Annotated in this window: 14 protein-coding genes; 7 read left to right on the forward strand and 7 right to left on the reverse strand. The window is 71.4% G+C overall.

The genetic code is table 11. The features are described from left to right. Positions 1-83 precede the first annotated feature (83 nt). Positions 84-752 carry a sigma-70 family RNA polymerase sigma factor gene (locus tag Q2K21_RS02465; protein ID WP_310763640.1) on the forward strand — a complete coding sequence of 223 codons (669 nt, stop codon included), beginning with the start codon at positions 84-86 and terminating at the stop codon, positions 750-752. Between the two features lie 205 nt (positions 753-957). Here the strand turns inward: Q2K21_RS02465 and Q2K21_RS02470 are convergent, their stop codons facing one another. The 3 genes from Q2K21_RS02470 to Q2K21_RS02480 form a co-directional block, all read right to left on the reverse strand. Continuing rightward, a complete protein-coding gene (locus Q2K21_RS02470) occupies positions 958-2,028 on the reverse strand; it encodes a CU044_5270 family protein (RefSeq protein WP_310763642.1) in 1,071 nt (356 codons plus the stop codon). Beyond that, a complete protein-coding gene (locus tag Q2K21_RS02475) occupies positions 2,025-2,645 on the reverse strand; it encodes an RNA polymerase sigma factor (RefSeq protein WP_310763644.1) in 621 nt (206 codons plus the stop codon). The genes Q2K21_RS02470 and Q2K21_RS02475 overlap by 4 nt, the downstream gene beginning before the upstream one ends. An 83-nt stretch (positions 2,646-2,728) precedes the next feature. Continuing rightward, entirely contained in the window at positions 2,729-3,757 is a 1,029-nt protein-coding gene (locus tag Q2K21_RS02480) for a YdcF family protein (RefSeq protein WP_310763646.1), read from the reverse strand. Positions 3,758-3,953: 196 nt separating this feature from the next. On the opposite strand from Q2K21_RS02480, the gene Q2K21_RS02485 reads away from it, so the two are divergent. The 6 genes from Q2K21_RS02485 (at position 3,954) to Q2K21_RS02510 (ending at position 10,281) form a co-directional block, all read left to right on the forward strand. Further along, a complete protein-coding gene (locus Q2K21_RS02485) occupies positions 3,954-4,397 on the forward strand; it encodes a GntR family transcriptional regulator (RefSeq protein ID WP_310763648.1) in 444 nt (147 codons plus the stop codon). Beyond that, a complete protein-coding gene (locus tag Q2K21_RS02490) occupies positions 4,394-5,305 on the forward strand; it encodes an ABC transporter ATP-binding protein (RefSeq protein WP_310763650.1) in 912 nt (303 codons plus the stop codon). The genes Q2K21_RS02485 and Q2K21_RS02490 overlap by 4 nt, the downstream gene beginning before the upstream one ends. Next, the gene (locus Q2K21_RS02495) at positions 5,302-6,258 is read left to right on the forward strand and encodes a transporter (RefSeq protein WP_310763652.1); all 957 of its coding nucleotides are present in this window, start codon (positions 5,302-5,304) and stop codon (positions 6,256-6,258) included. Before Q2K21_RS02490 ends, Q2K21_RS02495 begins: the two co-directional genes overlap by 4 nt. 106 nt (positions 6,259-6,364) lie before the next feature. Next, positions 6,365-7,168: a class I SAM-dependent methyltransferase gene (locus Q2K21_RS02500; protein ID WP_310763654.1), complete on the forward strand. Its 804-nt coding sequence runs from the start codon at positions 6,365-6,367 to the stop codon at positions 7,166-7,168. Positions 7,169-7,185: 17 nt separating this feature from the next. Then, complete coding sequence (locus tag Q2K21_RS02505; protein WP_310763656.1) at positions 7,186-8,730, forward strand: glycosyltransferase family 39 protein; 1,545 nt, start codon at positions 7,186-7,188, stop codon at positions 8,728-8,730. 132 nt (positions 8,731-8,862) lie between these two features. Then, positions 8,863-10,281: an MFS transporter gene (locus Q2K21_RS02510; protein WP_310763657.1), complete on the forward strand. Its 1,419-nt coding sequence runs from the start codon at positions 8,863-8,865 to the stop codon at positions 10,279-10,281. A gap of 309 nt (positions 10,282-10,590) precedes the next feature. Here Q2K21_RS02510 and Q2K21_RS02515 read toward each other — a convergent pair whose 3' ends face one another. From Q2K21_RS02515 to Q2K21_RS02530, 4 genes are read right to left on the reverse strand one after another with little or no spacing between them, the layout of a single operon-like run. Further along, positions 10,591-11,259, reverse strand: coding sequence for a response regulator transcription factor (locus Q2K21_RS02515; RefSeq protein WP_310763659.1), 669 nt, complete (start codon positions 11,257-11,259; stop codon positions 10,591-10,593). After that, positions 11,256-12,521, reverse strand: coding sequence for a sensor histidine kinase (locus tag Q2K21_RS02520; protein ID WP_386276156.1), 1,266 nt, complete (start codon positions 12,519-12,521; stop codon positions 11,256-11,258). Before Q2K21_RS02520 ends, Q2K21_RS02515 begins: the two co-directional genes overlap by 4 nt. Positions 12,522-12,578: 57 nt before the next feature. Beyond that, a complete protein-coding gene (locus Q2K21_RS02525) occupies positions 12,579-13,430 on the reverse strand; it encodes an ABC-2 transporter permease (RefSeq protein WP_310763664.1) in 852 nt (283 codons plus the stop codon). After that, positions 13,427-14,365: an ABC transporter ATP-binding protein gene (locus tag Q2K21_RS02530; RefSeq protein ID WP_310763666.1), complete on the reverse strand. Its 939-nt coding sequence runs from the start codon at positions 14,363-14,365 to the stop codon at positions 13,427-13,429. Before Q2K21_RS02530 ends, Q2K21_RS02525 begins: the two co-directional genes overlap by 4 nt. Positions 14,366-14,551 lie beyond the last annotated feature (186 nt).

Here is a 14,551-nt window from a genome sequence, read left to right on the forward strand (position 1 = left end):
TAAGGCCGTCTCCCCACTCACCGGACCGTCCGCGCTCTCGTGCGCCTCGGCCCGGATCACGGCTGACCTGAGAAGGACACCAGGTGATGAGCTCTGCCCTGCCCACCTCGCCCCGCGAAAGCGAGAGTTCACCGCGCAAAAGCGGCAAAACGACATCGGTCGACGAGTCGGTCACCGCTTGGGCGCTCGCCGCCCGCCGCGGTGACACCGGCGCGGTCGAGGACTTCGTGCGCGCCCTGCACCGTGACGTCCAGCGCTACGTCGCCCACCTCTGCGGCGATCCCCAAGCGGTCGACGACCTCGCCCAGGACACCTTCCTGCGCGCGCTCGGCAGCCTGCACCGCTTCGAGGGCCGTTCGTCGGCACGCACGTGGGTGCTGTCGATCGCCCGCCGTGCCGTCATCGACAGCTACCGGTACGCCGCTGCCCGCCCCAGGCTCTCCGACGTACCGGACTGGCAGGTCGCCGTCGAGCTGTCCCAGCCGCGGGGTCTGCCCGGCTTCGACGACGGCGTCGCGCTGCTGGACCTGCTGGCGTCGCTGCCCGACGAGCGCCGGGAGGCGTTCATCCTCACCCAACTGGTCGGCCTGCCCTACGCGGAGGCGGCCGAGGTGAGCGACTGCCCGGTCGGCACGGTCCGCTCGCGCGTGGCCCGGGCCCGGGCGACCCTGACGGCTCTGCTGGACGACGCGGCCACCTCCCGCGCCCCTGGAGCCGCGGGGGAGGACGAGCCCGCCGTGCTGGTGGCCTGAGCAACGCGGAGGGGCGGGTGCCGCAGTTCGCCGAACGAACAGCGGCACCCGCCCCTCAACGGACGCGGACGAGAGCGGCGCTTGTCGGCGCGTTCACCCTCATCGGCGCCGACGGCCCCCCTGGCCCGCCCCCCGGCGGGCCAGAGGGGCCGAGTCCCTCGGGCGATGACGGCTGCCGCCCGCCCGCCGGTCGGCGTGGCGCAGGTCAGCTGTTCGTCTTCGTGGCGGGAGCCTTGCCGTGCTCGTCGACCACCGTGCGCTGCAGGATGGCGTCGCTGCCGTACAGCGTGTCGGACGTGATGCCCTTGGCCTTGTCCTTGGTGATGTACGAGCGCGAGCCGAGGAAGGCGAGACTCTTCTTGTCGAAGATCCATTCGTCCCGTGTCGCCGAGGCGGCGTCCCTGCGGGTGATGGCGATGCCGTGCCGGCCGGCCGCGTCGACGGCGTCGGGGATCTCGGTCACGCAGGGGATCTTTCCGGCTGCCTTGTAGAACGCGGCGGCGTTCGCGGGCGGCATGATCGTTTCGCCCAGCAGGTTGCCGATCTCGGAGAAGACGGCCTGGTCCTTCGACCGGCCTTCCTCCACCCTGACCTGGGCGTAGAGCAGCTTGAGCAGGGCGTCGGGGTCGGTGGGCAGCGAGGCCAGCCACTTGTAGGTGGGGTGGTCGATGCCCGCCGGGACGGCTTCACCCTCGACGGGGACCAGCTGACCGGACATCACGGCCCCCTTCCCGGTCTCGCGGATCCACCCGGTCGTGGCGACAGGGCCGGGCTTCTGCGACCTCCAGAACTCCCGCTTGTACGGGGCGCTGAGCCGCACGGGGCCGTCGAAGGCGCCCTCGTTCGACTGGACCAGGCTCCTGACGTACACGAACTGGTCGTCCCTCACCGGCGTCGCGTCGGTCTTCATGGCCACGGCGGCGATGCGGTCGAGCGTGACGGAGGCGCCGTTGGCCTTCGCGGCCTGGGTGGAGGATCCGGTCGCCGGGGTGGAGGTGTGGTGGTCACCGGCGGAGAACGTGACCGCCAGCGCCCCGGCCAGTGCCATCGACGCGACGGGCACCAGCACCATGCGACGCGAGAACCGACGGCGGGGGGCCGGGGATTCCTGGGCGGAAGCGGCGGAAGCGGTGCGGTCGTTGTCGATCTGCTGCATCAGAACGTCCTTGTAGTGGAGGTGTCGGCTCAGCGGGAGGTCCCATTCGGCCGGAGCCGACAGCAACTCCTCGGCCTCACTCCGGCCGGTACCGGTGCTCGGCGGGTTGTTGGTGTTCATCCGGTTTCCTCCTGCAGAAACATGGCCGCGAACGCGGCCTCACTCTCCTTCTCTCCGCGAGGGCCACGCGGTTCCGCTTTCTTGCGGACGACTTGATCGGAGCTGAGCCTGGCCAGCCGCGCCCGGGCCCGCGACAGCCGCGACCGCACGGTGCCGACCGGGATGCCGAGCGCCTCGGCGGCCTGCTGGTAGTCCAGCCCGGCCGACACGCACAGGGCGAACACCTCCCGGTCCTGGCGGCGCAATCGGCCGAGCGCCTCGTGGACCACCGCGAGACGGCGGGCGTCGTCGATCCGTCCGGCCGTCTCGTCCGCGAAGTCCTCGACGGGACGGGGCTCCGGGCTGCGCGCCAGGAAGGCGAGCCGCCGCCGTAGACCACGGTTGGCGTTGTGCGCCTTGTGCGTGGCGATGCCCAGCAGCCAGGGTCTGAGCGAGCCACCCTCCGGCTCCACCGTCTCCCGGGTACGCCAGGCGGCGAGGAAGGTCTCCGACATCGCCTCCTCGGCCTCCGACCAGTTGCCGGTCAGCCGCAGGGCATGGTTGTAGACCGCTCGCGCGTGCTGGTCGTACAGGTCGGCGAACGCCGCACGGTCCCCCGACCGTATGCGGGCACGCATCGACTCCGCTGTTTCTGTATCCCTCACACCCGTTACGCTCCGCGGGCCCGGTGGAGTTCCTGTGTTCTGCGCCACAGCCGCGACTAGAGCGACGCCGACAGTACGCCCACGGCGGCGAACAGCAGGCACATCCCGATGTTGAGCACCTTGTGCCGGAGGAAGACGGCGGCGAACTCGCGGATCGTGGCGGTGGGCCAGAAGTAGGCGGCGGTGGGGGAGCCGACGACATGCCCGTCGACTCCGGTGAGGCGAGCGAGGGTGGCGGCGCGGAAGACGTGGAAGTTATTGGTGACGACGACGCACCGGTGGCCGGGGCGCAGCTCCTCCATGATCGCCCTGCTGAACCGCAGGTTCTCCTCGGTGGTGGTGGAGCGGTCCTCGCGTACGAGGTGCTCCTCGGGGAAGCCGCGTTCGGTGAGGTAGTCGGCCATGGCGTGGGCCTCGGGAAGGTCCTCGTCGGGGCCCTGTCCGCCGGAGGTGACCAGCAGCGGGGGGTTGCCGCGGGCGGCCTGGGCCTCGTACACCGCGCGCCCCCGCTCCAGCCGGCCGGCCAGCAGTGGCGGCACCCGGTTGCCGCCGATCAGACCCGAGCCGAGCACGATCACGAAGTCCACGTCCTTGCGGACCCTCAGGCGCCCGTACAGGTACGCGTAGCCGAGGAAACAGGTGAACAGGAACGAGACATAGGCGACCACGGGAAAGGTCACGACCGCGATCCAGTACCACGGTCCCGCACCGGTCGAGAGGCCGGGCGCGAGAATCCCGATGGTTCCGAGGATGCCCAGACCGGCTGCGAGCGACAGCAGGTTGGCGGGCCGTCTGCCCTCCTTGCGGGCCATCTGCACGCCGTTGTACAGCAGGAAGAACGCGAGGGCGACGACGCCGAACGCGACGAGCGAGAAGAGGACCAGCGTCACCAGGTCCCACACCATGTAGGCCGGGTCGTTCACGCTCGGCTCGGTGCCCGCGGACGTGCCGGCGGCCAGAAGGAACAAGGAGAGACCGAGCAGTACGGCGTTGCCGAAGCGGCGCGGGTCGCGCAGGACGGCTGCGCAGAACAGGACGAACAGCACTGAGGACAGCACGTTCAGTGCTGTGGCGGGGGAAAACACCGGCGCAGGATACGGCTGTGAGCAGCCCGGGTTCCCTGCCCCGACTCAGGGTCGGGACTGTGTTGTTATGCGCCCGGCGCCCGCTTCCCGGTGGGTCGGCACCGGGCGGGGACCGCACCGGTGGTGCTCCTGTTTGACATCCCTCCCCGGCCTGCACCATGCTTGTATTAATTCATTAATACAAGAACACTGAACCGTGGAAGGTGACGTGGTCGAGTACCGGATCGACCGTGGCAGCGGCGTACCGGCCTACGTGCAGATCGTCGAGCAGACCGAACGGGCGCTCCGGATGGGCACGTTGAAGGTCGGGGACAAGTTGCCCACGGCCAGGGAGGTGGTGGCGGCGACCGCCATCAACCCCAACACCGTGCTCCGGGCCTACCGCGACATGGAGCAGGCGGGCCTGGTCGAACTGCGCCGCGGACTGGGGACCTTCGTGACGCGGTCGCTCGCGCGGCCCGGTGCGGAGGACGACTCTCCCCTGCGCGCGGAGATCACCGACTGGACGGCACGCGCGCGGGCGGGCGGACTGGAACGGGCCGACGTCCTCGCCCTGGTCACAGCCGCCCTGGACGCCTACGACACAGCACAACACAGCGACACCCCGGGCGACCGGGAGCAGAAAGAGGAGGACGCATGACCGGGCCTGACGCGCCGGCCGCGCTGCGCGCCACGGGACTCGGATTCCGGTACCGGGCGCGGGGCGGCTGGACCCTGCGGGACTGCGAGTTCACCGTGCCCAGCGGCCGTATCACCGCCCTCGTCGGGCGCAACGGCGCGGGTAAGAGCACTCTGCTGCACCTGGCCGGCGGCCTGCTGCGCGCCGATTCCGGTGAGCTGCGCGTACTGGGCGTCGTACCGGGCACGCCCGAGGCCCGCGCCCGGGTCGCTCTGTTCACCCAGGACAAGCCGCTCTACCCCCGCTTCACCGTGGCGGACACCTTGCGGTTGGGCAAGAAGCTGAACTCCTCGTGGGACCAGGCGGCGGCCGAGCGGATCGTCCACGAGGGCGGCATCCCGCTTCCCGCCCGCGTCGGCGAGCTGTCCCCCGGGCAGCGCACCCGCGTCGCACTCGCCCTGGCGCTCGGCAAGCGGCCCGAACTGCTGCTGCTCGACGAGCCGATGGCCGACCTCGACCCCGTGGCGCGAGGTGAGGTCATGGCGATGTTGATGGCCGAGGCCGCCGAGCGCGGTACGAGCATCGTGCTGTCCTCGCACGTCCTGCCCGAGCTGGAGCAGACCTGCGACTGGGTGCTGCTGGTGCGGGACGGCCACATCGAGCTGAGCGAGGACGCCGACGCGCTGCGCGAGAGCCACGCCGTGCTGACCGGACACGCCGACCAGGTTGACGCCCTGGCCGCACGCCACACCCTCGTCCACCACCGGGCCGCCGGCAGGCAGATGACCGCCCTCGTACGGCAGCGCGGACCGCTGCCGGGCGACTGGCACGTCGAACGGCCCAGGCTGGAGGACATCCTGATCGGCTACCTCCAGGCCGATGACATGGCGCGCCCCGCGGCCGCCGAGTGGACGGAGGTGGCGGCGTGAAGGGCTCTTTCTGGCTCGCGTGGCGCCAGCAGCGAGTGCTGGTCGGCATAGCGGTGACCGCCCTGGCCGCCGCCGCGGCGATCGCCGCCTACTATCGCTCGGGCATGCTGGACGCCCTGCACAGCGGGCTCTTCGACCACTGCGAGCGCGGGCCGCTGTATTGCATGGAATCCGGCACCAACCAGCTCCTGCTGCTGGACATCGAGCCGCTGAAGTACTTCGGATTGCTGAACATCGTCCTGCCCGTCCTGATCGGCGTCTTCTGGGGCGCCCCGCTGCTGGGCCGCGACCGGGAACTGGGCACGATCCGCATGGTCCTCGCCCAGGGCGTGGGCCGCGGTCAGTGGTTCGCCTCCCGGTTCGCCATGGCCGCGGCGACCACGATCGCCCTCTCCGGCCTGCTCGCGGGAGTCTTCGCGTGGTGGTGGCGACCGGCCGCCGACCGGAGCTACGGCCTGTTCTGGTACGACAACACGGCCCTGAGCGGCTCGGGCCCCCGCGTCGTCGCGGCCGCCCTGTTCGGCCTCGCGGCCGGCACATTCCTGGGTCTGCTGGTCCGCCGGGTCCTGGCGGCGATGAGTCTGACCCTGTTGGTGACGGGGGTGATGACACTCCTGCTGGAGTGGACACACCGGACCCGGCTGCTGGTCCCGCCGCACACCTACGTCAGCGCCGGCAGCATCCCCAAAGCACCGATGGGCGAGAAGTGGTCAACCGGAATCTACGGCCTGATCACCGCTTCCGGCCGCCACGACGACGTGGCGAGCTGCCCCTTCCCGTCAGGCACCCAGCTCAAGGAGTGCATGGCGGCGCACGGGTACGTCGCCCGCTTCTACAAGGCCAACCCGGCCGGTGACTACTGGACTTTCCAGTGGGTCGACACCGCCGTCCTCGGCGGCCTGGCCGTTGTCCTCACGGTCGTCACGGTGCTGCTGCTGCGCCGCCGCGTCTGATCACGGCGCGCCGCCGCAACGATCCCTTTCTTCACTTCTCTCCCTTCCCTGTCTTCAGCCCTTTTCAACCCCTCCTGGGGTCTCACTGCACGGAGGTCGCTTCGCCATGCCCGCAGACGCCAAGTCGCCGAAGAAACTCCGCAACAACCGCGCCGCCCTCACCCACAAGATCGGTTACGCCCTGCGCAACCCCGATCGCGTCACCCCGTACCTCCGCAGGGCCGGCCGGGACGCCTGGCTGCGCCTGAAGCACCCCGACCACGTCGGCTACTACCGGGCCGTGATGGCCTCGGACACGCGCCGCAACCCGGAGGCCGCGGTCGGCAGCCAGACCCACGACCGCTGGCTGGCGCTCGGGCAGATGCAGTTCGACTACCTGATCGAACACGGGCTGCGCCCCGAACATCGCATGCTCGACATCGGCTGCGGCAACCTGCGCGGCGGCTGGCGCTTCATCAGCCACCTCGACACCGGCAACTACTACGGCATCGACATCTCGCCCGACATCCTGATGGCCGCCAAGAAGACCCTCACCGAGCGTCGCCTCCAGGACAAGCTGCCGCACCTGACCATCACTGGCGACCTCACCCTGGACTTCCTGCCCAGCGACCACTTCGACGTCATCCACGCGCACAGCGTCTTCTCCCACTCGCCGCTGAGTGTCATCGACGAATGCCTCGCGCACGTCGGTCGGGTGCTGACCGACACCGGATTCTTCGACTTCACCTTCGACCGCACCGAGGGCACCGAACACCAGGTGCTGGGCGAGGATTTCTACTACCGCACCGAGACCCTCCTGGCCCTGGCACGTAAGCACGGCCTGCACGCGCGCTTCATGGAGGACTGGGAGAAGCGCCCGCACGGCCAGTCGAAGATACGCGTCAGCCGCTCGCCCCTGCCCACCGCCTGAGAAGTCCGGGATCCGACATGCCGTCCCCCATGGTGTCCCCGGGCACCCTGCTCGACCCGCCACACGTGGCCACACCCCGGCCACGTGTCGTCCTGCGGCCGCCCGTGCCGCTGCGCATCACACGGCCCGGCCCGAGCCGGGCGCTCACGGCAGCCGCGCCGGCGGGCCTCGTGCTCGCCCTGGGCCTGTGGGGGATCACGCGCCAGAACAGCATGTGGCGCGACGAGGCCGCCACCTGGCAGGTCACCCACCGCAGCCTGCCCGAGATCTGGCAACTGCTCGGGCACGTGGATGTCGTCCACGGCCTGTACTACGCCTTCATGCACATGGTGTTCGAGGTTTTCGGCGACAGCCTCCTGACGCTGCGGTTGCCCTCGGTCCTCGCCATGGCCGGGTCGGCGGCACTCGCCGCCGACCTCGGCGCCCGACTCGCGGGCCGCTGGAGCGGGCTCGGCGCGGGGCTCGCCTTCGCGCTGCTGCCCACCCCCCAGGTGTACGCGCAAGAAGGCCGCCCGTACGCGATGGTGACCGCCACGGTCGCGCTCGCCTCCTGGCTGCTGGTGGCCGCCATGCACGGCTCGCGCGCCCGGATCTGGAGCGCCTACGCAGTCGTCGTCCTGCTCGGCGCGCTGCTCAACTGGTTCTCACTGCTCGCGCTGCTCGCCCACGCCGTCACGCTCACCCTCGCCCGGCCCCACCGCACCATCCGGGTGCGCTGGCTCCTCGCCGCGGGCACCGCTGTACTCGGCGCCCTGCCCCTCGTCCTGGCCAGCCAGGGCCAGTCCAGGCAGGTCTCCTGGATACGGCCCCCCACCCCCGGCACGATGTGCCTCGTCGCGGCCACCGTTCTCGTGGCCGGCGGCTGCGCGCTCCTGCGCCGCGCACGCAAGCCCGCCGGTCCGGCTCCGCTCGCGGTGGGGAAACTGAGCCTGGCCGCCGTGGCCGTCCCGCTGTGCGTCGTCCCTCAGGTGATGCTTCTCGCCGTCTCGCTCACCTGGAGGCCCCTCTACGTCGACCGCTACGTACTCTTCGCCCAGATCGGCCTGGCCCTCCTCCTCGGGGCATTGATCACCGCACTCGCCAGGAGCCTGTCCACCCGTCCCACAGTTCCGCTCGCTGCCGTCACGGCACTCGCGTTCCTCGCCCTGCTCCCCGTGGAACAGCACCTGCGCAGCGCGGACAGCCGCGTCGACGACGTACTGGCCGTGGCCACCGTGGTGGACGCGGCGCGTGGACAGGGCGGCGCGGTGGTCTTCATCCCGTCGGCCCGACGCGACACCGCCCTGGTCACCCCGGGCGCGTTCGTCGGACTGCGCGACATCGCGCTCGACCGGAGCCCCGCCGCCTCCGGCACCCTGCACGGCATCGAGTCGGACCCGGACACCACAGCCCGCGCCATGCTGCGCGAACGCCACATCGTCCTCATCAGCGACGCGGAGACCCACCCCGCCCACAACGCCCGCGACCGCGCCAAACAACGTGTCCTGCGCGAACACTTCGTCAAACGCTCCACCACGATCCGACGCGGCCGCAGCATCACCCTCTACGAACGCATCGGGTGATCGATACAGCTGTCGCGGGTCAGGAGGCGATCGGGTACGTCAATGAGCAGCCCGGCTCCCACGATGCGGGGCATATGTCCCTTACTGTGGCCTTTGGTGTAGGGCCTCTGTGCACGGGACGGAGTGGGGGCCGTGGCGTTCGCGGAGTCGGCCGGTGGCGGTGAGGCCGCGCCCTCTCCCGAGCCGGCCCCGGAGCCCGAGCGACGGTCCTGGGCACCGCTGCTGGCGGTGTGCGCCGGGTATTTCATGGTGATCCTGGACGTGACCGTCATCAACGTCGCCGTGCCGGTGATCGGCCGGGAACTGTCGGCCTCGCTCACCGGCATCCAATGGATCACCGATGGCTACACCCTGGTCTTCGCCGGGTTCCTGCTCACCGGTGGCGCGCTCGGCGACCGGCTGGGCAACCGCCGGGTCTTCTGCTCGGGTGTGGCGGTGTTCACCGCGTCCTCGGCCGCCTGCGCCCTCGCGCCTACCGCGCCCTTCCTGGTCGCGGCCCGGATGGTGGAGGGGCTCGGCGCGGCGCTCATCGTGCCCGGTTCCCTGGCCCTGCTCCAGCAGGCCTACCCGGCGTCGGCCGCACGCTCGCGGGCCTTCGGGCTGTGGGGCTCGATGGCGGGCATCGCGGCCTCTGCCGGGCCGCTGCTGGGCGGGCTGCTCGTCTCCACGGTGGGCTGGCGCTGGGTGTTCCTCATCAACCTGCCCGTCGGTGCGGCCTGCCTGGTGCTGACGCTGCGGCATGTGGCCCGCTCGCCCCGGCGCGCCGACCGGGCCCTGGACTGGCCCGCGCAGTGCGCGGTCGTGGCGGCGGTGGCGCTGCTGACCGCGGCGCTCAACGAGGCCGGACGACGGGGGTGGTCCGATCCGGCCGTGCTCGCCGGGCTGGGCCTGGCCGTGTCGGCCGCGGCGGCGTTCGCGGTACGCGAGCGGCTGGCCCGGTCTCCCGCCCTTCCGCTGATCCTGCTGCGCTCGCGTGCGATGAGCGGCGGAGCCGTCATCGGCCTGCTGTTCAACTTCGGCTTCTACGGCATGGTGTTCACCGCCAGCCTGGAATTCCAGCACCAGCGCGGGTACAGCGCCCTCGGCACCGGGCTGGCCCTGTTCCCGGCGGTGGCGATGACCACCTTCGCCTCCGTCCTGTCCGGGCGGCTGACCCGCCGCACCGGCGATCGTCCGCTGGTGATCTCCGGCATGTTCCTGGCCGCCCTGGGGCTGGCCGGCTGGGCCGCGGCGGGAGCCGACCCCGCCTACCCGCTGCTGGTGGCCCCGATGATGGCCGCGGGATTCGGCACCTCCTTCGCCCTCACCGGCTCGACCGCCACCGTGATGGGTGCCGCACCCCCGGCGTATTCGGGGGCGGCCTCAGCCCTGTTCAACACCACCCGCCAGATCGGCAGCGCCACCGGTGTGGCGCTCGGCGGCAGCCTGCTCGCCACAGCCACGGCCTACAACGCCGGGCTGCGCACCAGCATGGCCATCGGGGCGGTCGCCTACCTGGCCGCCGGGGGCCTCGCGTGGCTGTGCGTGCCGGCGAAGTCCACAAGGACGTAGGACGTGCCGGCGTCGGCGTGCCGGCCCTGGTCGCAGCAGCCGGCGCCGCCCCGCCTTGCCACTCGCCGCGCAGAGCGTAGAGGCGTCGAGGCCACCCTGGCGCCGCACATGCTTCCCCACGTCCCCACGTCCCCACGTCCCCAGGTCCCCACGTCCCCACATCCCCCAGGCAGTCAGGGAGTTGTCCCGCGTCGCTGCCCGCGACGGACTGGTGATCGCCTCCACCAACGCTCCTCGGACACGGCCGGGGTCTGTCACCGTCTTCGTGGAGCGCTGCTCCGAGCTGCCGCCCATGGCTCGACCGTCGGCTCAGCCCGCGTGAGGCCGAGCCAGGCCGTGGTCGTAGGCGAAGATCACCGCCTGGATGCGGTCGCGGGCGCCGATCTTGGACAGGACGCGGCCGACATGGGTCTTCACCGTGGATTCCGACAGCACGAAGCGGGCGGCGATCTCGCCGTTGGACCAGCCCTTGCCGATGGCGACGAGGATTTCGCGTTCGCGGTCGGTGAGGGAGGCCAGCCTCGGGTCCTCGGCGGAGCCGTCGGCGTGGGGCGGCACGAGCCGGGCGAATTCGTGCAGCAGGCGGCGGGTGAGGGCGGGGGCGATCACGGCGTCCCCGGCGGCCACGGCACGGATGCCCGCGAGGAGTTCCTCGGGACGGGCGTCCTTGAGCAGGAAGCCGCTGGCCCCTGCGCGCAGGGCCGCATAAACGTACTCGTCGAGGTCGAAGGTGGTCAGGACGAGGACCCGGGAACGGTCGCCGGCGGCGACGATACGGCGTGTGGCCTCGATGCCGTCCATGCCCGGCATACGGACGTCCATGAGCACGACGTCGGGGCGGAGTTCGGCGGCCTTGCGCACGGCCTCGGTTCCGTGCGCGGCCTCGCCGACCACGTCCGTCTCGGGTACGGAGTCGAGGAGCATGCGGAAGCCGTATCGCTGGAGCGGCTGGTCGTCCACGATGAGCACGGTGGTCATCGGGCAGCACCGCCCTGGGGAGCGAGGTCGAGCGCGGCCCGCACCGTCCATCCCGGGCCGACCGGACCCGCGCTGACGTGTCCGCCGTAGAGAGCTGCTCGTTCTCGCATGCCCACCAGGCCGTGTCCTTCCTCGTTCGCCGGGCCGGGTCGTTCGGCCGGAGCGGGCGGTCCGGAGTCCTGCACGGTGATCGTCAGCCGTGTGTCCTCCATGACGATCGCCAGGTTCGCACGGGCACCGGCGCCGGCGTGCTTCAGGGTGTTCGTCAGGGCCTCCTGCACGATGCGGTAGACCGTCAGCTGCACCCCGCTGTCGAGGGTGTCGATGTCACCGGCGGTACGGTAGACGACCTCCAGGCCGGCGGCGCGTACTCCCTCGCACAGCGCTTCGATGTCCGCGAGACCGGGCTGCGGGCTCAGCTCGGGCTCGCTGCGTGGGCCGTCCGCCTCGCGCAGCACGCCGAGCACCCGGCGTAGTTCGCTCAGGGCCAGGCGGCCGGTGTCGCCGATGAGGTGCAGGGCCTCTTCGCCCCGTTCCGGAGCGACGCCGGTGGCATAGGAACCGGCGTCGGCGAGCGTGATGATGACGGACAGGTTGTGGCCGACGATGTCATGCATCTCGCGGGCCACCCGCGCCCGTTCGGCCGCGACGGCGAGCCTGCCGCGCTGGTCGCGTTCGATCTCCAGCCGGGCCGCACGGTCCCGCAGCCCGGCCAACTGGGCCCGCCGGACGCGGATCATCAGACCGAGCGCGAGGGCCGCGGTCGCCGTGCTGAGGAGGAAGAAGAGCGCGTCCCAGACGGATACCGCCGCCGAGACCCGGACCGCGACCAGGCCCAGCGCACCCGCCGTGACCGCACAGGCCCACGGCAGCTGCCGTAGCCGCCCGTGCAGCGCCAGGCTGTACAGAGCGATGAAGAGGGCGACATCCGCACGGAGTGCGGCGCCGAGGGACCACTGGAGGACGAACACGGCCGTGACGGCGCCGAAGGCCACGGCGGGCGCCCGCCGCCGCCACAGCAGCGGCAGCACCAGCCCGGCCTGCAGGGCCACCATGCCGACCAGGGGCAGCCTCGTGAACGCCAGGCGGAAGCGGCGCGGGGCGTCGCCGTCCCCGCCGCCCGCCGTGTGCAGCAGGTCCGGCAGGCAGAACAGGAGGATGACCAGGACCACCACAGCGGTGTCCAGCACCCACGGATGGGCCCGGTCGGCGTGCCGGAGCCGCTGGCCGGCCCGGCCGAGCCGGGCGACCAGCGGCCCCATCCCGCCGAGGTCTTCGGTGGTCACGGAGTGCACCAGACCATGATGCGGTGCCAGTCCTCAGACGTCGCGGCGCACCAGCCGGTACGCCGCCCCGGCCAGCGCCAGTGCCGTCCAGCCGAGGAACACCAGGAGCCCGGCGGCGGGCGACAGGGCGGTGGAGTCGTGGGTCAGGGCGAACATCGACTCGCCGGCGTGGCTCGGCAGGTACGGGCTGATGTCGCCCTGCCACGAGCTGGGCAGCAGGGAGATCAGCCCGGGTACGAGCATGAGGGCGGCCACCAGGACCGAGATGCCGCCCGCCACGGACCGCAGCAGCGCGCCCAGGGCGGTGCCGATCACACCGACCAGGCCGAGGTAGAGCCCAGCGCCCAGCAGGCTGCGTACGACGCCGGCGTGGCCGAGGCCCATGGCGGCGGGCGTGCCGGAGACGACCTGGCTGCCGACGAGGAAGGCGACGAAGGAGCCGACGGTGGCGATCACGAGCGCGACCAGCCCGTACACCGTCGCCTTGGACCACAGCACGGGCAGCCGGCGCGGCACCGCGGCCAGGGTCGAGCGGATCATGCCGGTGGAGTACTCGCCCGCCGTGACCAGCACGCCGAGTACGCCGAGGGCCAGCTGGGCGAAGTTCGTGCCGAAGAGGGACAGGCTCAGGGCCGTGGCGGAGGCGAAGTCGCGGTCCATGGGGCGGCCGGAGTCGACCCCGGACTTGTAGTGGCTCGCGGCGATGACGCCGAAGGCGACGAGGAACAGCAGGCCGAGGCCGAGGGTGATCCAGGTGGAGCGCAGGGACCAGAGCTTGGCCCACTCCGAGGAGAGCACACGCCGGCCGGTCACTCGGTAGACGGGCCGGGCTGGAGCGGCCTGGGCGGTCTCAGGGGTCTCGGGCGTTGCCGTGAGGGTGCTCATGCCGCCCTCCCGGTCGTGTCGGTGCCGGTCGTGGAGCCGTGGTACTCCACGGCGTCTCTGGTCAGTTCCATGAACGCCTCCTCCAGCGACACCGCCTTCGTGGTCAGCTCGAACAGGGGGATCCCGTGCTCGGCCGCCCTCAGTCCGATCTCGCGGGTGGTCATCCCGGTCACCCGCAGCTCCTCGGAGCCGACGTGGCCGGTGATGTCCACGCCCGGCCCGGCCAGCACGTCCCGCAGCCGTGCGGGGTCCTGCGTCGCCACCTTCACGGTGTCGCCGCCCGCCTCACGGACCAGGTCCTGCACGGTCGTGTCGGCCAGCAGCCGTCCCCGGCCGACGATGATCAGGTGGTCCGCCACCAGCGCCACCTCGCTCATCAGATGCGAGGAGACGAACACCGTCCGCCCCTCGGCCGCGAGTGACGTCAGCAGATTGCGGATCCAGAGCACGCCCTCGGGGTCCAGTCCGTTCACGGGCTCGTCCAGCATCACCGTCTGCGGATCACCCAGCAGAGCGGCCGCGATGCCGAGCCGCTGCCCCATGCCGAGGGAAAAGGCGCCGGCCCGCTTCTTCGCGACACTGCTGAGACCGGCGAGTTCGACGACCTCGTCGACCCGGCGGCGCGGAATGCCGTGGGTCAGCGCGAGCGCCCGGAGGTGGTGGTAGGCCGAGCGGCCCGGATGGACCGACTTGGCCTCAAGGAGCGCCCCGACCTCCTGCAGCGGCGCCTGGTGGCGGGCGTAGTGGTGACCGTTCACCGTCACGGAGCCGCTCGTCGGCGAGTCGAGCCCGACGATCATGCGCATGGTCGTGGACTTCCCTGCCCCGTTGGGCCCCAGGAAGCCGGTCACCGTACCCGGCTTCACGGTGAAGTCCAGACCGTCGACGGCTGTCTTCTCCCCGTATCTCTTGGTGAGCTGCTGTGCGTCGATCATGTGCGTTCTCTCTTTCGGACCGCGGCGTCCGACACGCCTGACGCCTCCTCCGCAACGCTAAGACCGCACTCTCCCGGATCCCGTGGTACCGGGGACTGAAGAGTGCCGGGCAGGTGGTACCGGGGTACTACGACCCGGCGTTGTGCGCACGGAGCGACGGTGAGCCCCCGTGGCCGACCCGGTCGC

Origin of the sequence: Streptomyces sp. CGMCC 4.7035 (assembly GCF_031583065.1) — a bacterium.
GTDB classification, from domain to species: Bacteria; Actinomycetota; Actinomycetes; order Streptomycetales; family Streptomycetaceae; genus Streptomyces; species Streptomyces yaanensis.